Raw genomic sequence first — 19,698 nt, 5'->3', positions numbered from 1 at the left:
GATTTCACGTGTTCAATTGAAGGGGTCTTATATAAGGAGGGGGGGAATTCATGACTAAGCTTTCATTACCAAACGAATACAGCCATGTGACTTTCGATAAATCTGGTATGGCAGAGGTCATGTATCTGGCGCGTTCACCCTTGCCGGTATTAGCTCCGGGCCAGGTATTGATTAGGGTACATGCTGCGGGCGTCAATGGTCCGGATGTGGCGCAGCGTAAGGGGATATATCCGCCACCGAAGGAGGCAAGCCCGATACTTGGCCTGGAGGTCGCCGGGGAGATCTGTCAAGTTGCTCAGGGAGCAGAGAGGTGGAACCCTGGCGATAAGGTATGTGCCCTGGTGCCCGGTGGGGGCTATGGCGAGTATGCAATAGCCTATGCCGGTCACTGTCTGCCGGTGCCTGATGGCTGGTCATTTTCACAGGCCGCTGCAGTTGTGGAGACCTTCTTTACCGTTTGGGGAAACCTGTTTATGCGAGCAGGTTTGAAAGCTGGCGAGACCGTGCTCATTCACGGTGCTTCAGGTGGTATAGGTAGCGCGGCAATCGCCCTGGCTAAGGCATTCGGGGCCAGGGTGATAGTGACCACCGGCAGTGATGAAAAGTGTGCCTATTGCCGGGAGTTGGGAGCCGACCTGGCTATCAACTACCGGGATGAGGAGTTTGTCGAGCCTGTTATGGCTTTCACACAAGACAAGGGGGTTGAGGCCGTACTCGATGTGGCTGGCGGCGATTTTATCAACCTCAACCTTAAGGTATTAGCCATGGATGGTCGAATGGTTTCCGTCGCCATGCAGCGCGGCCCGAAGGCGCAAGTCGATATCTTTCGCATCATGTCTAAAAGGATCACCTGGACCGGCTCAACCCTGCGCCCACAAAGTGTTGCCGCTAAGTCGGATATCGCTGACGAGCTTATGCTTCACGTGTGGCCTAAGCTGCAGGAATCGCTCAAGGGCGACAGTAAAAGATGCAATTCAAAATTAGTACCTAATATCTTTGCCGAGTTTACTTTGAGTGAGTGTGTCCGGGCTCATGAACTGATGGAGTCGGGGAGTCACAGGGGCAAAATTGTGCTCAAACTTATCTGACAGTAAACGACCGGAAAAGCGGAGCCTTCTTAGTGACCCACTCCTGTCATCTTTAGGGGGTAATATGTTCATGGGTGAGATTATATGAGAGCTAATTTCGACTCTATGTGTCAGGTGGTCGGAGAAGGCGGCGTGTTATTTTCATGGTGATGTTTTTTTAATCTTTTCTATCAGATAGTTGAATTTATTTTTTCAAATGATATCTGTGAGCTCTATAACTTATTAAAAATAAAAACTTGAATAACTGATTCTATATACTAAATTCGATATTAGTTTAGCGACTCAATTTATTGGGCCGATTATCTGCAGGTTAGAATAGGGTAGTTTGCCCGGTTGGTTGGGGAACATTGAGGTGATGTTCTCTGAAATTGTAATGGCATAGGTGAGTGAGGTTGGAGGGCCTGGAGGGTATCTCTGACTCATAATCATCCTGTATGTGTTGATTTTTAAGGGTATTGGCATATATGTATAACACAGTAAAAGCAGCAGTCTGGTATGGCGAGTTAAGAACATCTCGTGGTAATGCTATCGTCATCCATGATAAACAGTTTCCGGAAGCTTCGGCCGGACGCATCTATCTCTACAATGCCGAGAGAGATTCGATAATTGAGTATGCTGAAGAGATAGTGAAGAATAACCTTCATGATCTGAATGAAGAGGCGACGAAAGCCGCCGAAGATACCTATGGTAAGGCGTGGAATGCAGCCCGAGCCGAGTTTATGAAGAAGCATGATGGTTGGGTTGAGGCTAATACGACCAAACACACTCCCCTTATTAATAAACCTGATCCCAGCCCTAAGAGTGATGAAAGCGTCGAGGATAAAGATATCGACAGTGAGGTTGAGCTGGAGGTTGGGTCTGAGAGTTTAGACAGAGAGTTTGCCGATGGCTGGTCCGGTGGTGTAGAGGAGTAGTCTTAGTTCCTTGCAATACACAGTAACACTGAGCGGCAAGTTATGGGTGTATTAAAGAAAAAGGTGCCATCGGCACCTTTTTTCGTTTGTGATAGCCTGGATAATTAAACCGTCTCGAACTGGTAGCGACTGATATGGTGGTAAACCTGTCCCGGCTTTATCCAGGGATCGCCGAGCAACTGTGTTTGGTTTGGCGCATCGGGGAGTTGTTGGGGGGCGAGACAGAGCGCTTGATGTTGCTTCAGCGTCTGGCCGTTGCGGCCCACAGTGCCCTCTAGGTCGTTAGCGCCGTAGACCTGCACTCCCGGTTGATTGCTATAGAGTGTCATAGAGCGTCCCGATTCCGGGGCGCTAAGGTTACCGAAACGGATCAGTTCACCATTACTCTTGGGTATCAGATAGCAGTGATCGAGCCCGTCAGTTTCCTTAAGTTCAATGGCCTTCTGAGTGCTTCCCAGGGGCTTAGGTTTACTGAAATCTAAGTCGCCGCCTGCGCTCGTCGTTGCACCTGTCGGTATCCCCGTCGGGTCCACCATCAGGTATTCCGGGTTGTCTATCTGCAGCCGGTGGCCTGCGTTGCTGGATGAGCGGCTCCCCTCCAGGTTAAAGTAGCTATGTTGAGTCATGCTGATGGGGCAGGGTCTGTCTGTGGCTGCAAACATCTCTACATAGAGGTTGTTTGCTACGAGACGGTAATCGACCTGAATATTGCAGTTGCCGGGGAAACCCATGTCACCGTCGGGGCTAACCAGGTTCAATCGAACGCCATCGGGAAGTTGGCCTATGTTCCAAAGCTTGCGATTGAACCCCTCTGAGCCGCCGTGCAGGCAGTGGTTACCCTGATTGAGATCCAGATGGAATTGTTCGCCATGAAAGCTGATTTGGCCATTTGCTATTCTGTTGGCATAGCGGCCGGTGATAGCGCCTAAGTGCGCGTTCTGAGCAAGGTAATCCTGGGGGGAATCACATCCCAGAACAACATTGCCCCGCTCGCCATCCCTATCCGGTACCCACAATGAACGAATGATACCGCCCAGACTCAATACTTCCAGGGCTAAAATACCGTTATCTATTCTGACACGTTCAATTTTACCACCACGGGGATCTTCCCAGGGATCGAGTGGACGAAAACGAACCATAAATGCATCCTTATCCTTTGCAGATTATATCACAATAGCAGCCGCCTTCTGATTGGGGAGAAGGTTAATAGGCCTCTTTGTCGATTCGGGTTGCGCCACCACTGGCGGAGCAGAGATAAACCGTGGGTTCGAGTCCCGTCTTTTTTGGGTACTCCTTCTCTATGGCTTCTACGACGGCATCGGTTAACTCATGGTCAACCAGAGCCACTACACAACCGCCGAATCCTCCGCCGGTCATCCTGACTCCGCCCCGGGTACCAATGACGTCAGAGATGATCTCGACCAGAGTGTCGATCTGAGGAACCGTTATCTCGAAGTCGTCACGCATGGAAGCATGGGACTGAGCCATTAGCGCACTTAAGGTGGAGATATTGCCGGCTTCAAGCGCATGACTCGCATTCTGGGTTCGTCTGTTTTCCGTTAGCACGTGGCGGGCCCGTCGATAGCAGACATCTGAAAGTTCAGATTTTGCGGCTTCGAGCCGGGACAGGTCTAAGTGTCTCAGGGAGTCCACCCCAAAATGTTCTGCTACCTCTTCACACTGCTCGCGACGCAGGTTGTGTTGTGAGTCGACTAAGCCGCGCTGAACATTTGAATTGACGATGATGAGGCTCAGGCTATCGGGTATATGAACCGGTTCGCTGTCCAGATCCTCACAATCAATCAGCAGCGCATGGTCTTGCTCACCCAGGGCGCTAATCATCTGATCCATGATACCGCAGGCATATCCTACATATTGATTCTCTCCCCGCTGAGCCATCTGTGCGACGGCAAGGGGAGAGAGCCTGAGTTGACTGCACTCATTAACAGCCGTACCAAACGCCAGTTCCAGCGCCGCAGAGGATGAAAGGCCGGCACCAAGAGGGACATTACCCACTACCGCAATATCCATCCCTTTTGCGGGCAAGCCGGATGCAGCCATTGCCGCCGTAAATCCCTTCAGGTAATTGACCCAGCCATCTTCCGGAATCATGACGCCTTCGTGGCCGAAGGCCCACTCTTTGATTTCGCCGGGGAAGGCGTCCGATACGGCGCGGTATAGATCATCATCGCGGCGCTTTACCGCAACAATAGTATGAAAGTTGATAGCCGCAGGCAGTACAAAGCCGTCATTATAGTCAGTGTGTTCGCCGATCAAGTTGACCCGGCCCGGAGCCAGATACAGATCGTCAGCTGTAGTGCCAAAGGTTTGCACAAATAATTTGTTCGCGCGCTGTGCTGGGTTCGACATGTTTTAACGTTTCTCTATGAGTATAAATGATTGCCTGTAACAGGCTTGCCGGTTGAGGGTCTTCTTGACCGTGTCTAGGTACATATCGTTATATCACGACTTTACTCGGGCTGTAACTCAGTTTTTACAGGGTTAATCAATTTTTTTTCGTTTGTATCTGCACTTAGGGTTGAAATTCTGAGTTTGATAATAAATTCAATCGAATCAGAGCGAACGATTAACGAATCGAACGCTCTTTGTAACCTTGGATTAACTTTTTGGCTAACTTTGGTGGCGGCTAATTGCGAGTCAGTTTGCTGTGCGAACAGGAACCTGCTCAGTAGCAGGGTGACCGAAATTGTGGCGGCGAGGGTTAGCGCCATCATATGGATAAAGTGGAACGGACTCCAGCTTCGCTCTTGATGATTGAAGGTTAAGGAGTGAAGGCTGATATCATAGCCTGCGGCCGCAGAGGGGATTACGCTTGTCGCGAGACTTAACAGCAACAGAGCATAAGTGCAGCTAACCAGCCGGTAAAGTCTCTGTTTGGCTGATGCCTTGTTACGGGTTAAGTCAATCTTGTTCAGGGTCGAGTATTTCCCATCTTATTGCAGGATGGGAAATATAACACTAGCATGCTGGGATGATGTATACAGCCCTTGGCGGCTAACCTCTTTTTCTCATCTCCTCGGCGTTAGAGCGCGCCACATGGGAGTCGGGAAGAAGATCGTTAACCACGTGGTCGACGAAACCGGCACCCGCAGCTTCATAGATGTTATAGACGCAATGGACGCCAGTTTCTCTGAGAGACTGCGCATCTTCTGCGTATCTGACTATCGCGCTCATCTTGCCTTTATAGTTGAGCCTGTGTAGTTGCTCGACGGCAAATTGGTTACCGATATGGTGGGGCATAGCCAGTAGTACCAGTTCCAGATTTGGCGCATATTCAAGTTTCTCCCAGAAGTCCGTATCAGATGCGTCTCCCTGAACGACATGTCGACCATGCTCTTTGTGGTAGTCAACGAGATCTTGCTTGTGTTCAACTCCCAGGATCTCGCCATCAAACTTACTTTTCAGCTCATCATAGGCACCACTACCAATTCTGCCCATACCCAAAATCAGGAACCTGGGGTTGCCTACAGGTATCTGTCTGTCTTCCGGGTGCGGCGGGAACTTCTCCAGTTTCTTCAGTCTGCCCTGAAGCTTCTGGTATAGGCGGCTGGAGCTGGCATTTAGAGGTGCGGCAAACAGGAAACTTATACTCAATGCCACGGCAATGATGACCATCCATTGGGCGGGCAGCCAGCCTTTACTCGTCGCAACGGCGGCTACGATCAAGCCAAACTCACTGTAATTTCCCAGACTAAACGAGGCCATCAGTGAGGTACGGGATCTCAGTTTAAAGTGGGTTAACAGATAGAGGAACAGTGCCACCTTAACGGGCACGACTAACACTAACAGAGTGGCTAAACCTATGTCAGAGAAGCTTGGTAAACCATTGAGACCAACCGTTAAGAAGAAGGCCACCAGGAAAAGCTCTTTGAAATAGAATAGTGATTTTGCCAGCTCTGACGATTTAGCGTGGCCGGCTAACAGAATACCTATGATCAGCGCCCCCAGATCCGGCTTAAGGCCTACGGCCTCGAAGAGCCAGGCACCGAACACAAGTGCCATTACCAGCCCAAACAGCACCAGCAGCTCACCGTGACCGACGCGATCGAAGGCACGATAGATAAGGGGTTTGGCGAGTGGCAGCAGCAGTAAAGCTAAGGCCCATACTGAAGGAACATCCCCTTTCGATATGGTCAGGAAAGCGACCGCAAAGATATCCTGCATGATCAGTATGCCGATCGCGACCCGGCCGTAGAGTGATTGCATATCACCCTTATCTTCCAGCACCTTTACAGCAAAGATTGTGCTGGAGAAACTGAGGGCGAAGGCTAACAGAGCCAGTTGATTAAGCTCGAGCCCCGTGAGTTGTTCCAGCCCCAGCATGCCAAGCAGTTTGAGCAAGGGGATGAAAAACAACATCGAGGCCATCAGATGGAGGCTGGAGCCAGCCCAGACCTCGGCTTTGAACAGGCTGCGGATATTTAATTTAAGGCCGATGGCAAACAGCAGTAGGGTGACACCGAGTTCAGCCAGTTGCTCCAGCAGTGGAAGGCTCGATTCATCGATGCCGAATAGAAACAGTACAAAACCCGCAACGAGATAGCCGATAAGAGGCGGTAGTCCTACTCGGCTGACTAACATACCGCAAGCTAATGTGGTGATAAGGATGGCGGGTTCCATGTCTCTCCTGATGATATGAGGGTAACTACCTATTATTGTATAAGAATTTCTTTAACTTTATATTAAAAAAAGTAAAAAATGGTTTGAAAAAACTGTTTTTTACGTTAGGGGAGCTGTTGTAGAGGTCTGAGCTGTCGACACCTAGGGGGAAAGAGGGCCTGCGACTCGGTGCAGTCGCAGGCCTTACTTGGTACTGAACTTAAGTGTGGGGGCTATTTTTTCAGTAAGATATCCAGGTGAGCGGCAAACTCATCCGGCTTCATAAAGCCGGTGACACGCAGCTCATTTCTGAGCTCGCCATCGGCATCAAACATCAGCAGGGTGGGGAGACCGAGTACATCGTAACTCTCCAGCAGTTCGATATCTAACTTGTCATTCTTGGTCACATCGGCCTGTAGAAATACCATCTGAGCCAAGCGAGCCTGAACAGCTGGATCCTTAAAGGTGATAGCTTCGAACTCCTTACAGGCAACGCACCAATCGGCATAGAGGTCTAACATGACCGGCTTGCCCAGGGCTGTGGCCGCTTCGACCTCGGCTTTGAGATCATCGACCGATTTAATACGTTTATGCCCATGGAGTTGTTCGCTGGCAATTTGAGTTTGGGTCTGAACACCAAGCTTCTTCATTACCGCCTGTAGTCCGTATGAGAAGCTGCCTAAGAGCATAAGGATCAAAAGAACCGAACGCACTGTCTGTTTCCAGTTAAAGTCGGTGAGCTTATTCTGGTGCATCAGGTAACCCACCAGGGTCACTCCCCAGATAGACCAGAGCAGATCTGAAAGGAAGTCCGGCCAGATCCTGCCAATCATGACGATGGAAACGGCGATCAGCAGGAAGCCAAAGACTGTCTTGATAACATCCATCCAGCTGCCGGCTTTTGGCAGTAACTTACCACCTGAAGTACCTATGATCAGCAGCGGCAGACCCATACCCATGCTGAGAACATAGAGTGCCAGGAAGCCCTGCAGCAGATCTCCTGTTTGAGCGACATAGACCAGGGCACCGGAAAGAGGGGCTGTAGTACACGGCGAGGCAACCAGACCCGAGATGATACCCATGATGAAGACGCCAGCAACATTGCCGCCTTTCTGGTTGTTGGAGAAGCTGTTCATCTTTTCTTGCCAGCTAGATGGTAATCTGAGCTCATACAGGCCGAACATAGACAGACTCAACACGAAGAAGAGTATGGCCAGAATGATGAGTACAGCAGGGTGTTGCAGGGCGGCTTGATACTTCATCCCGGCTGAGGCGACCACTAATCCGAGTAGGGAGTAGGTGATTGCCATACCTTGCACGTAAACCATCGACAGGCTGAACGCCTTAGCCGTGGAGAGTTTCTCCCCCTGACCAACGATGATGCCGGATAGAATAGGGTACATAGGGAAGACACAAGGTGTCAGCGCGAGTCCTATACCCAGACCGAAGAAGATCACCAGTGTCCAGATAAGACTGTCACCCGACAGCATATTACTCAGGCTATCTTGCTGTGTAATAGGCTCCTGGTTTGCTTCAGAATTAATCTGAGCCTTTGCAAGTTTTTCACCTGTCGGGAGTTCATCGCTCAGTAAGCCGTCATTGGCTTCGACCTCACTGAGCAGCGCGGTTTTTTTGGTCGGAGGGTAACATAACTTACCTTCGGCGCAGCCCATGAAGGTAATGTTCACCGTGCTACCTTCTGCCGCCTCCCTGAGCGCGATAGGGAGTTCTACATAGGAGTAGTAGACCTGCTGCTCGCCAAAATACTCATCGAAGTGGGGTTTGCCTTCCGGAAGCGCTATCTCCCCTAAAGTCGCGCCCTCAGCTTCAAATTTTAGCTTGTCACGGTACATATAGTAACCGTCGGCGATGACCCAGCTGATAGTGAGCCGCTCACCTTCCTGTTTAAAGTCGAAGACGAAGGCTTCATCGACAGGCATCAATTCAGGCTCATCTTGCAGGAAGCTGAATTTATTGCTGCTGAAGACACCTTCGCTGTGCGCTATAGGCGGTAACATGAGTAGCGTTGTGAAAACTAAAGTGAGAGCTAGGGTAAGTATTTTTTTCATGGTGTTGTGGTTTCTTTTATCCAATCAAAATAAGCGGGTAACCCGTTGGTCAGAGGAAGTGCAATGAGTTCAGGTACTTGATAGGGGTGCAGTTGCTTTACCTTATTCTCCAGAGCTGAGTAGTTGCTTGCTATACACTTGATATGCAAGCTGAACTCACTCTCTTCACAGATCTCATCTTCCCAGCTGTAGATTGAAGTCACAGGAGTGGAGATCTGTATACAAGCAGCAATTTTCGCTTCGACCAGAGCTTTAGCTAACTCGGTGGCCGAATCTTTAGTGGGGCAAGTTGTCATCACTAACAGAAAGTCATCTTGCATTGTATCTGCCGTTATCTCGTTTAATAAATTAAAGCTGGCTTAAGCCGGCATCGATAAACTAGGCTAAGTATTTCGATTAGCTAGTTTGCGGTTATTTATGGAGCATACTTTACGTCTTTTCATACCCGCTTGCATTAAGACATCGCTAAAATAGTGAGCTTATCCAAGTAAACCGAAAACTCGCTAAGCTAAACTTTGTTTTGCTTACTTGAAAAAAGACCCGTAAAACCCCATTTAGTTTTCATATTGAGTAAAAATAGTTTTTATTTTGTTATAACGAGTTCTTCATTGAGTGATAAGTTATTTACTCACCGGTTTGCAGTTGAGAGGTCAGTGTGTTTTTCTTTCTATTAGTTATCTTTATCTTAGTTCCTGTTATAGAACTAAATGTACTGATCCGAGTCGGTGAGACTTTCGGTAGCTGGACCACTGTAGGGCTAGTCTTCTTTACGGCAATTGTGGGTGTCTCCCTGGTTCGCAGTCAAGGGATCACGACACTGATGCAGGTGCAGAAAAAGCTTGCACGAGGGGAGGCTCCCGGTCAGGAGATCGTCGAAGGGATGATGTTGGCCGTTGCCGGCCTGCTACTGCTAATTCCAGGCTTCGTCACCGATGCCATAGGCTTACTGCTGTTAACTCCCCTGACCCGCATTCCCGTTGCCGGCTTCCTTTATAAGCGGATGCAGATGAAAGTTGTCAATAACGGCGGTTTTCACGGTGGATTTGGTCCCGGCCCTAACGGAACTCAAGGCCCGTTCGGTCGCCATCCTTTCGAGCGCGACAACCAGAACCCAGAAGGTGGTAACACATTCGACGGTGATTTTGAGCGTAAACAAGATCCCAGCGACAAACGCCCGGAGAGCCATCAGATTGATGATAAAGAGGATAGAAGTTAGACGGCTTCGCCTATTCGACGGCTTCGCCTATTCGACGGCTTCGCCTGTGTTTCTGGACCGCAATCTTTTCCAATAGCCCGAAGGGCGTCGTCTTAGCTTCTGCAGCGAAGCGTCGATTAACCTGAAGGGGAGCGTTTTAGTTCCTATAACAAAGTGTCCAATAGCCCAAAGGGCTTCATCTTAGCATTTACAGCGAAGCGCCGATTAACTCGAAGGGTGTCGTCTTAGCTCCTACAACGAAGTGTCCAATAGCCAGAAGGGCGTCGTCTGAGTTTCTGCAGCGAAGCGCCGATTAACCCGAAGGGTGTCGTCTTAGCTCCTACAACAAAGTGTCCAATAGCCAGAAGGGTATCGTCTTAGATTCTACAGCGTAGCGTCTATTAGCCATGCAATGGCGTCTCACTCTACTGGTTTTAGCTCTTTCGGATTTCTCGGATAATATGCTTCCTCTTTGCGGTCAATGAGGCTGAATTTTCTGGTGTTTTTGTAAGGCAGTTTCATAAAACCAGATACACCTTTTCCCTGTATCTTATCTACATGACTTAAAATCCTATCCAGACTGGCACGGAATTCCGCTTGTTTTCTGGGGTTTAACAGTCTTAGATAGCTGTGAATTTTCATATGGTTAGGCAGAACTTCGAAGATAATGCAGCCGGTATGGTGTATCTTATTTATCCATGCAAGTTCGGTCATGATCTCTGAAGGCAGTTCAAGGTTCTCATCGGGATCGCGTCCATCTTCAAAATATGAGTGTAAACGGGACTTATCCTCTAATGAAGGTACGCTGCCGACCTCAAAAGGTAACTGCTGCTCCGGGTCTGTTTGAAAAGGCTGCTTAGTGTCATCTCGCTCCAGATGTAGGGTATCCCGGGCATTGAAGAAGCAGGCTTTGAATACACCTAGCCTCTTGATCCCTCTGGCCAGGGTCACCATGTTGTTGACGGCTAACGTCAATGCCGCCTTCTCTTCGCTGCGGTACAGGGCAAGGTTGGAGTCGATGAAAACCCCGCTCTCACGCCAATGAATTGCCAGACCACCAACGATAGAGTATTGACCTATACGGCCGACAGCAGCGATAAACCCTTTCTCTGTGTCCCCCATCCCTGCCATGAAGTTTCGGTAATATTTCTCTAATTGGAGATCATCCATCTTTTCGATGGGTTCTTCCGTGTTGTGCTCTTTCAGGAATGACTTTCTGGAGCTATAGATAACCGTCTCGACGTCCCGCTCACGCTTAAGCCCCCATATAGGGATCTCCTCTTTCAGCGGTGGTTTCTCGATATCGGGAAGATGGAGCCGGTGGCTATGAGCCATGCTCTTCAGGAAGTAATCTCCGGCCCGGTTACGTAGCTTGGGGTCTTCACTGAGCATAGCATCTAAGGTTTTTGCCAGCTCTACAGGGAGCCCTATGCTGGTGGCCGTTATCACCTTGCTACCGAATCGACTCGCCTGACCCGATGCGATGGCATAGAGTGTTGCCGCAACACCCTGTTCATCGAACCGGGTGCTGGAGAGCTCACCATTGAGCTGCTCTTCACCGATAAAATAGACATCTCCCATTCTGGCATTAGTATGTTGCTGGTCATTGGAGAGTAGATCCATCACATTACCGTTGACCGGATTTCCCGTGGCATCCCGCTGGGCAAATACGGCAGAGCCCCAGTCAATAAGCGAAAGGTGATCTGTTTCGATATCATAGACCAGGTTCGAGGGTTTGATGTCGCCGTGTACCAGCGGGCGTCCGTGGTGCAGATACTGCAAAATATTGGCAAGTTGTCTGGCAATACTCATGACCATACCAGCGGGCAGTGCCCCCCGCTTCAGGCAGAGCTGTTCAAGATCTTCACCCGGTGCCCTGGCCATCACTAAGATGCCCTGTTTGCCGGCATGGGCAAACTTTATGGCAGGGGGGACATTCGGGTGTTTGACCTGAGCAAGCATAAATGCCTCCTCCTCCAGCCTGTCCTGAACATGTTGCGGTAAGGTAATACGGGAAAATTTGAATACGTGTGCTTCTCCCTTTGGGTTGACACCGGCAAACACGAATCCATAGGCGCCTTTGCCGACAAGCTCCAACTCCTCATAACCTAGCTTGCCCAGCTGCTGTTTACACAGACGTATCCATGCTCTGTGCTTTCGTGCATCATCGGCCTTAAGCAGATAGATAGACTGCTCTTCAGATATATAGAAGTGTTGTAGTTCCGGTGTAGGCTGTTGAGGGGTCGGCATCTTAGTCACGCACGCTCGCTGGAGTACTGAACTCATTAAATCAATAAGCTGAGTATAAGCCAACAATTATTATTGCTAATTAAGAAGTTATTAAGTAGGTGAGCAGCAGTGTCATGGCAGGGTTGATCAACACCATATTTGTCAGAACAAAAGGTGCCTATCGAACATTTTCGGTGATGATGTTGACCTATGTCAATTCTGTTACAAAATTTCAAAGGTAACCTCTTAGACAGTACTAATATATCGTTATAAACATAAATAAGCCCTCTGTTGGTATAAATAGGGGCATAAATTGAAGTGAGGAGGGGCAGATGACAGAGTTAGATAAGGCCCTGTTAATTGAGTTGCTCGAGTATCCCAGGAAACGTATCGTTCAATCGATGGAGTTGAAGTTTTGTCCCCATGCAGGCTTCTTCAACAGCAGCGATGAGCAATGCCTCTATTGCCATCAGGGGATGGAGTGCACCTGGATGAATCATAATGATGAGCTGGTCGCGGTTGAGAAAAAATCGGTTCAGGAGATTAAGCAGCAACTGTTGATCGCCGTTGACTTTATTGATTCAAGCTTGACTCCACACCACCTTTCCAGAAGGAATTGCGAGTGTGAAAACTGTGTGTGGTTGAGAAAGGCACAGAAAGTTTTAGCAATTAAATAGTTATATAAGTAATGCTGCTGTAGCACTTTTGCCTTTAGTGCTTCCAACCTATCTTCTGGTGCTTTGATTGCTTGGACTCATAGATTCAGGCAGGAGCTGAGGCTTTAACTAATAGTTTGAGCCGAGAATTATCTCTCAACGACCTCTCTTTAAAGATTGAGTCCTTAAGACTTAAATTTTGCATCTCTGTTTTGTTCCCTTTAGAGTATCGAAAATTCATTTTTCTAACATCTATGCCTGGCGGTGGTCATGCATTGAGGCGAACAGGATAAATTATGGAACCCGGTTTTTGGCATAAGAAATGGGATGCTCAGCAGATAGGCTTTCATCAAAATGAGGTCAATCCTCTGCTGATAAAGTACTGGCCCCGACTGAAGTTAAGCCCCTCTACGAGCTCTACAGTGTTTGTCCCGCTTTGTGGTAAGACGCTGGATATCTGTTTTCTTGCCGAGTTAGGCCATGAGGTTATCGGCTGTGAGCTTAATGCCACTGCGGTAGAGCACTTTTTTACCGAAAATGATCTGAGTTACTCAACGACTCCGGTCGGTGAGCTGCAGAAGTTCGTTACCGAACAGGTGAGCATCTTTCAAGGCGATCTCTTCTCTCTCTCTCCTGAGCTGCTATCCGGCCAAGAGGCTCAAGGCGTCGATGCTTTCTATGACAGGGCTGCACTCATCGCCTGGCCGGAGGAGATGCGCCGGGATTATGTCGAAAAACTTGCCGCGCTCATTCCACCTAAGAGTATCGGCCTGCTTATTACCTTAGATTACCCCCAGGAGGCGTTGAAGGGACCCCCCTTTGCCGTTTCCAATGATTGGGTCGTAAGTAACATGGATGAGTATTTTGAGATAGAGCTGTTGGCCTGCGAAGATGTTTTGAATGAGAACCCAAGGTTTATCAAGAAAGAGGTGCCTTGGCTTACCGAGTCTGTCTATCGGCTTGTAAGGAAGGGCGAATATAGCGCAGCTATTAGCTCATGAGCGAGAGTCATGGATGACGAACTGGCCTTGTAAATGGATTTACTTAGTAGAACGCTCGCAAGCTTATTTTGACGGCTTCGCCTATTCGACGACTTCGCCTATTTGACGGCTTCGCCTGTTTGACGGCTTCGCCTATTTGACGGCTTCGCCTATTTGACGGCTTCGCCTGTTTTTCTGAAAAGCTATCTTTTCCAATAGCCCGAAGGGCGTCGTCTTAGCTTCTGCAGCGGAGCGCCGATTAGCCATATAATGGCATCATCAGGCTTTCATTGCTTTCAAAACAAAAAAGCGACCCTAGGGTCGCTTTTTAATACTGCTAATCGTTTACAGAGTCATCAGACTCATCGATTAGAAGTTGTAACGTACACCAACGGTGAATACGTTGTCATCTGCTAGGTCCATCTTAACGCCTGAAACCTTGTAGTCACCTTCGTACATAGCGTAGTGGCCATATACCATAGTTGACTTAGCGATCTTGTAGTCAGCACCAACAGTGATGTTAGTGATGTTTACATCAGTAGTATTTTCAGTTTGGATACCAGAACGCTTAGCGTACAGACCAAGACCTGCTTCATCTTTACCGTACTCAGCTTTAAGGTTTACGCCGTTCAGGTTGTAAGCAACGTTGACGAAGTATGAGTTACCTTCAAGGTTAGTCTTGCTGACGTGCTCAGAGTTCTGGAACAGGCCGCCTAGCTTGAAATCACCCAGTTTAACTTGAGCAACACCACGGTATGCATCGATGCTAGAGATACCTTTGTTGTAGGCTCCGGCAACATAGAAGTTTTGTGCTTTAAGTTTCTTATCACCGATAGTCGCGCTAAATGCATATTGGCTGTCATCAGAAGCCTGGTTGTCTTCCATCAGGTAAGTAGCGTTAAGTGTTACCAGATCGGCAATCTTTGGAGAGTAGTACCAGATACCATCGGCAGCACGAGTCTGAGCGCCTACAAGACGGTCGATATCGGCGTTAGTGTTACCGAATAGGTCGATGCCACCTTCAGATTGCTTGAATACTGTGTCGTTACGACCGACAAGTACGGTACCGGCAGTAGTCTTAAGACCTAGGAAAGTGTTACGAGCCTTGAAAACATCGCTGTTAGTAGAAGTGTTTTCAACCTGGAATTCCATCTGGTAGATAACGTCGATGTTGTTAGCGATAGTTTCGCTACCTTTAACACCTACGTGAGAGAAGTTGTTCTCCAGAACAGTGCCGTCTTTACCTTCGCGAGAAGTCAGGCCTTCGTCTGAGTTAGTAACAGACAGATCTAAACGACCGTAGAAGTTAGGGCCATCGGCTAGCGCGCCAAATGAAGCCATAGTCAGTACAGATGCAACTGTTGCAGAGATTAGTGTTTTTTTCATGTTTTAAGTGCTCCCAAGAACCTAGGTTCTTCTCCATTTTTAAATGGTTATTTATGGTTTTTAATTTTGTTGCAAGGGTCCATTCTTGCAACAATCATGAGCTCGGATTTTACAGTTTTATGTCAATAAAATTGTGGGCTAGATCATATTTTTGCTTTCTCTAGCATCTACAGCATGCGTTTTTGTCACAAGTTTGCGCTCAAAGTTTAAAAAACAGCCCGAATGAGTAAAGTGCTTACTTTATATCTACCTAGATCTAAGTAAGCTTACAATTATATACAGAATGGGATGCGGCCTTGTTAAGAAGTTGCTAAAATTGTAAGCTCAGTGCTACAGCGGTCTGCGAGGTATTTTAATAATTTAAGCCGGTGAGAGCTGTCATGGTGTGGAGTATGCTGGCTAACTATTGTGTTTTATTGGGAACAATGGCTGGCTTGGGAAAACAATAGATAAAAAAGGTTTTTATGCTCGGGTAAAACCAGGTTTTTGTCGGTTATGTTATAAAAAAACGGCCAAAGGCCGTTTTTTATATGAATTGCTGCTAAATTGTTAGCAACATTGCTTCTTTTTTTTCAATTAAGAAAATTAGTCATGTGACTTTCAGATTAGAAATCGTAACGCATACCTACAGTAATGATGTCGTCATTCAGGTTTTGGTTTACGCTGTTTAGCATCATGTCACCGTCAAATTTTGTGTAGTGACCATAAAATAGAGTGCTCTTGCTGACCCGGTAATCGGCACCGACGCTGAATTGTTGCAGGTCGACATCAGAAACGGTTTCCATCGCTCCCCCCTCGCTGTTGCCAACGAATCTGCTCACATACTTACCAAGGCCCGAATTGTCGTTACCGTACATAGCCTTCAACTTCAGGTTACCGATAACGTAAGCGGCGTTGATGAAGTAGGTGTCACCTTCCAGATTTGAATACTTTTCGTCTAAATGCTCACTGTTTTGATAGAAGCCACCTAAGATCACGTCGCCAAGCTTAACTTGTGCCACGCCACGATATGCCTTGATATCGTCGATGCCATCGGTGTAAGCGCCAGAGATGAAGTAGTTTTGTGCTTTCAAGGCTTTGTCACCTATGGTTGCGCTTAATGCATACATGTTGCCAGCATCGATGCGCTCATTGTTTGTCTCATCATATGAGACATAGTTATCTTCGACCAGATAGGTTGCGTTGAAAGTCACTAAGTCAGCAATCTTTGGTGAGTAATAGCTGATACCATCGGCGGTGCGAGATTGACCCGCTGCAAGAAGGTCAATATCTGAGTTAGTATTGCCGAAAAGATCGAAACCACCTTCGGCGGCTTTGAATACGGTGTCATTACGACCAACAACTGCTGTACCGGCAAGGGTCTTAAGGCCTAAGTAGGTATTACGGGCGCCGAAAGTATCACCGGAGTTGTCGAAGTTGCTGACGCCAAACTCCATCTGGTAGATCACCTCTAAATTCTCATCGATCTTCTCACTGCCTTTTACACCCAACCATGAGAAGTTGTTTTCAATTATGGTGCCTGACTTCTGGTTTTGTGTCGCTATGCCTAGATCGGAATTGGTGAATGCAAGATCTGCGCGACCATAGAAGTTGGGGCCGTCAGCCAGAGCTGAAAAAGAGGTGATTGCTAGGGTTGATATGATTGATGCAGACAGAACCGTTTTCTTCATTTTTGTCTTCCTGTGGCTAGTTGTTTAACAGCATTTTTAGCTGTCGAGCATTGAGTAAGGCTTGAAACATTTACGCTGATACAAGGCTGCAAAATTCGGTGGGTGCCAGCCTATGGAACCTATAGTTATCGAGCCGAAGTCTGTCATAGAGACTGAACTTGATTTTGTGATCTGTGTCGTGTTTGCGGGATCTTGCGTGATATCGATCATCTTTATTTACAAGGGCTTATACCTAGCTATATATCCGGTTAACAGAATTGAACAGGGGAGGTGAGCCTGGGTGAATATTGGCGAACTTAATTAACAAGTGTGTGATTGGCTCGGGAATTAAACTTGTTTTAGTTTTTGTAGTTGAAATGAGATAAAATTACTCTACTTAACTATACCTCCTGTCGCGACAATTAAGGTGATGAACGAGACTGTTGCGACTCTAAAATGTCACAGTGGCAGGCGTATAGATGACTATTAGCCTTGTTGGAGTTTGTGTTGGAACAATTGGTGCTTTCTGAAGCATATATAAATCGATTTGCAGGTATTGGCCGTTTATATGGTCAAAAAGCATTGGTTCAATTTGCGCGGTCACATGTTGCCGTTGTCGGTATCGGTGGTGTCGGAACCTGGGTCGCAGAGTCGTTGGCACGAAGCGGGGTCGGGGAGATCACCTTGATCGATCTCGATGATATCTGCGTGACCAATACTAACCGTCAGATCCATGCCTTAAAAGAGACGATAGGTGAATCTAAGGTCGAAGTGATGGCCGAACGCATCTTGCAGATTAACCCCGACTGTAAAGTCAATCAGGTAGAAGACTTCATTACTGTGGAAAACCTGAATGAATATTTCATCGGTAGGAAGCAAGATGGCACCCTTGATTATGTTGTGGACTGCATCGATGCCGTTAAGCCCAAGGCTGCGTTAATTGCGTGGTGTAAGAGACAGAAGCTACCCATAGTGACAGTGGGTGGGGCTGGCGGTCAGATCGACCCGGTTCAGGTTCAAGTGACCGATTTAGCGAAAACATACCAAGATCCCCTGCTGGCCAAGGTGCGAAACCTACTGCGACGCGAGCATAACTTCTCTAAGAATGTGCAGCGCCGGTTCGGTATCGAAGCGGTTTTCTCTACCGAACAGTTAGTCTATCCGCAAGCCGATGGCAGTGTGTGCAATACCAAGGCAAATGCGGATGGCAGCATGCGCATGGACTGTGCATCCGGTTTTGGCGCAGTGACAGTGGTTACCGGTACATTCGGCTTCGTTGCTGCGAGTCGGGTGTTAACCAAGTTGGCTGGAAAAGCGCTGTAAACCCGCTCATGCAAATGGAGTGGTGAAGGCTCGCCATTCCGCTTGTTGCGGGTTATTCGTTGATTTTCAATCGGTAGTTGACTCAGGTGTTGTCAGTTCGGTGATTTCACCTGGTCTGTTGTACTACCAGCTTCTCTTCCAAGCGTGATTCCGTTAACGCTTGCGCATCTTCAGGCATACTTTAAATTAACCAAACTTTGATCAAAATCTAATGTTCACTCAAATTGAGTTGATAGACTCTGGTCACTTTTATTTATGGTAGTCTGCTTATGAGACAAGCACTGTTAGAACGTTTCCTGCGTTATATTAAGATTGATACTCAGTCTGATGCTCAAAACCTTGAGTCCCCTAGTACGCCATCTCAGTTTGAGTTTGCCAAGTTACTCAAGCTGGAGTTAGAGGAGCTAGGGTTTGACCGGATTGAGCTTTCCGATAAGGGGTATCTGTCTGCGAGTGTGCCGGCAACGGTAGCTGGGGCACCATGTATCGGTTTTATCGCTCATTTGGATACTGCGCCGGATTTCAGCGGCGCAGATGTGAAGCCTCAGCTGATCAATGACTATGATGGCAGTGTGATTAAGTTGGGCGATGATGAATCTTTGAGCCCGGAGCTGTTTCCTGACATGCTCAAATACTTAGGCAAAACCCTGATCACAACCGACGGGTCCAGCTTGTTAGGTGGTGATGATAAGGCGGGGATATCTGAAATCATCACCGCACTACACTACCTTCTAGAGCATCCGGAAATTCCACACGGAGAGGTTCGTCTCTGCTTTACCCCCGATGAGGAGATTGGTCGGGGAGCCGATCATTTTGATGTCCCTCAATTCGGTGCGCAGTGGGCTTATACCGTAGATGGTGGTCAACTCGGTGAGTTGGAGTTTGAAAACTTCAATGCTGCAACGGCGGTGATCACTGCAAAAGGTAACAATTGTCACCCCGGTACAGCCTATGGTGTGATGGTGAATGCCCAAACCATGGCGGCTCGTTTCCATGCCAAGATGCCTCTGCATGATACGCCCGAGGGAAGTAAAGATTATGATGGTTTCTTCCACCTGATAAATATGCAGGGGCAAACAGAAGCGGCCGAACTGACCTATATTATCCGGGATTTCGATCTGGAACTATTTGAAAAAAGAAAGACCTGGTTAACGGAGCGGGTTAAGAGTTACAACGCCGATCTTGTGCTCGGTAGTCTGGAGATTGAGATAACCGATAGTTACTTTAATATGAGGGAGCAGATCTTACCTTATCCTCATATTATTGATATCGCTGAGAAGGCGATGAACAATCAAGGGGTGACTCCGATTATTAAGCCTATTCGCGGCGGTACCGATGGTTCAAGGCTATCCTATATGGGGTTACCTTGTCCTAACATCTTTACCGGCGGGCATAATTTTCACGGTAAACATGAGTATATCTGCCTAGAGTCTATGGAGAAGGCTGTAGATGTGATTATCGATATCTGTAAACTTACCGCCAAAGAGAATATCCGATAATCTTGTCCAGCTGAGGAACTGAAATAACCTTAGCTGGATTGGTTTTCCCTGTGCCGGAAGGCTGACGATACCGTTATCATCTATCGATGC

16 protein-coding genes are annotated in these 19,698 nt (G+C 47.9%); 7 read left to right on the top strand and 9 right to left on the bottom strand.

The features are described 5' to 3' along the window. The first annotated feature begins 50 nt into the window (after positions 1 to 50). Both Q1B47_RS18920 and Q1B47_RS18915 read left to right on the top strand, forming a co-directional pair. Positions 51 to 1,088, top strand: a complete 1,038-nt coding sequence (locus Q1B47_RS18920; protein WP_299797277.1) for an NAD(P)H-quinone oxidoreductase — start codon at positions 51 to 53, stop codon at positions 1,086 to 1,088. 464 nt (positions 1,089 to 1,552) lie between these two features. Next, complete coding sequence (locus Q1B47_RS18915; protein WP_299797274.1) at positions 1,553 to 2,002, top strand: hypothetical protein; 450 nt, start codon at positions 1,553 to 1,555, stop codon at positions 2,000 to 2,002. 104 nt (positions 2,003 to 2,106) lie between these two features. On the opposite strand, the gene Q1B47_RS18910 is transcribed toward Q1B47_RS18915, so the two are convergent. The 6 genes from Q1B47_RS18910 to cutA form a co-directional block, all read right to left on the bottom strand. After that, positions 2,107 to 3,141, bottom strand: coding sequence for an aldose epimerase family protein (locus Q1B47_RS18910; protein WP_299797272.1), 1,035 nt, complete (start codon positions 3,139 to 3,141; stop codon positions 2,107 to 2,109). Positions 3,142 to 3,205: 64 nt separating this feature from the next. Continuing rightward, positions 3,206 to 4,372, bottom strand: coding sequence for a galactokinase (galK, locus tag Q1B47_RS18905; protein ID WP_299797269.1), 1,167 nt, complete (start codon positions 4,370 to 4,372; stop codon positions 3,206 to 3,208). 101 nt (positions 4,373 to 4,473) lie between these two features. Then, positions 4,474 to 4,857 carry a hypothetical protein gene (locus Q1B47_RS18900; protein WP_299797266.1) on the bottom strand — a complete coding sequence of 128 codons (384 nt, stop codon included), beginning with the start codon at positions 4,855 to 4,857 and terminating at the stop codon, positions 4,474 to 4,476. A gap of 160 nt (positions 4,858 to 5,017) precedes the next feature. After that, positions 5,018 to 6,643, bottom strand: coding sequence for a cation:proton antiporter family protein (locus Q1B47_RS18895; RefSeq protein ID WP_299797263.1), 1,626 nt, complete (start codon positions 6,641 to 6,643; stop codon positions 5,018 to 5,020). A gap of 212 nt (positions 6,644 to 6,855) precedes the next feature. Then, entirely contained in the window at positions 6,856 to 8,691 is a 1,836-nt protein-coding gene (locus tag Q1B47_RS18890; RefSeq protein WP_299797261.1) for a protein-disulfide reductase DsbD, read from the bottom strand. Continuing rightward, positions 8,688 to 9,011 carry a divalent-cation tolerance protein CutA gene (gene cutA / locus Q1B47_RS18885; protein ID WP_299797259.1) on the bottom strand — a complete coding sequence of 108 codons (324 nt, stop codon included), beginning with the start codon at positions 9,009 to 9,011 and terminating at the stop codon, positions 8,688 to 8,690. Before cutA ends, Q1B47_RS18890 begins: the two co-directional genes overlap by 4 nt. A gap of 335 nt (positions 9,012 to 9,346) precedes the next feature. Between cutA and Q1B47_RS18880 the strand changes: the two genes are divergently transcribed. Then, entirely contained in the window at positions 9,347 to 9,907 is a 561-nt protein-coding gene (locus Q1B47_RS18880) for an FxsA family protein (RefSeq protein ID WP_299797256.1), read from the top strand. Positions 9,908 to 10,306: 399 nt separating this feature from the next. Here Q1B47_RS18880 and Q1B47_RS18875 read toward each other — a convergent pair whose 3' ends face one another. Beyond that, the gene (locus Q1B47_RS18875) at positions 10,307 to 12,136 is read right to left on the bottom strand and encodes a protein kinase (protein ID WP_299797400.1); all 1,830 of its coding nucleotides are present in this window, start codon (positions 12,134 to 12,136) and stop codon (positions 10,307 to 10,309) included. A 311-nt stretch (positions 12,137 to 12,447) separates the two neighbouring features. Here Q1B47_RS18875 and Q1B47_RS18870 point away from each other — a divergent pair, with 311 nt between their 5' ends. Both Q1B47_RS18870 and Q1B47_RS18865 read left to right on the top strand, forming a co-directional pair. Then, complete coding sequence (locus Q1B47_RS18870) at positions 12,448 to 12,792, top strand: hypothetical protein (protein ID WP_299797253.1); 345 nt, start codon at positions 12,448 to 12,450, stop codon at positions 12,790 to 12,792. Positions 12,793 to 13,067: 275 nt separating this feature from the next. Then, entirely contained in the window at positions 13,068 to 13,772 is a 705-nt protein-coding gene (locus Q1B47_RS18865; RefSeq protein ID WP_299797250.1) for a thiopurine S-methyltransferase, read from the top strand. A gap of 348 nt (positions 13,773 to 14,120) precedes the next feature. Here the strand turns inward: Q1B47_RS18865 and Q1B47_RS18860 are convergent, their stop codons facing one another. Then, a complete protein-coding gene (locus tag Q1B47_RS18860) occupies positions 14,121 to 15,137 on the bottom strand; it encodes a porin (protein ID WP_299797247.1) in 1,017 nt (338 codons plus the stop codon). A 605-nt stretch (positions 15,138 to 15,742) separates the two neighbouring features. Further along, on the bottom strand, positions 15,743 to 16,807 hold the full coding sequence (locus Q1B47_RS18855) for a porin (RefSeq protein WP_299797244.1): 1,065 nt from the start codon (positions 16,805 to 16,807) through the stop codon (positions 15,743 to 15,745). A gap of 486 nt (positions 16,808 to 17,293) precedes the next feature. Between Q1B47_RS18855 and tcdA the strand changes: the two genes are divergently transcribed. Next, positions 17,294 to 18,109, top strand: a complete 816-nt coding sequence (gene tcdA, locus Q1B47_RS18850; RefSeq protein ID WP_299797241.1) for a tRNA cyclic N6-threonylcarbamoyladenosine(37) synthase TcdA — start codon at positions 17,294 to 17,296, stop codon at positions 18,107 to 18,109. A 269-nt stretch (positions 18,110 to 18,378) separates the two neighbouring features. Then, positions 18,379 to 19,608 (top strand): peptidase T, encoded by a 1,230-nt coding sequence (pepT, locus tag Q1B47_RS18845; protein WP_299797238.1) that lies wholly within the window; start codon positions 18,379 to 18,381, stop codon positions 19,606 to 19,608. Positions 19,609 to 19,698 lie beyond the last annotated feature (90 nt).

This window comes from uncultured Shewanella sp., assembly GCF_947501225.1.
In the GTDB taxonomy this organism is placed as follows: Bacteria; Pseudomonadota; Gammaproteobacteria; order Enterobacterales; family Shewanellaceae; genus Shewanella.
Note: the sequence above shows the minus strand (reverse complement) of the source record. Positions and strands in the feature narration are given on the sequence as shown.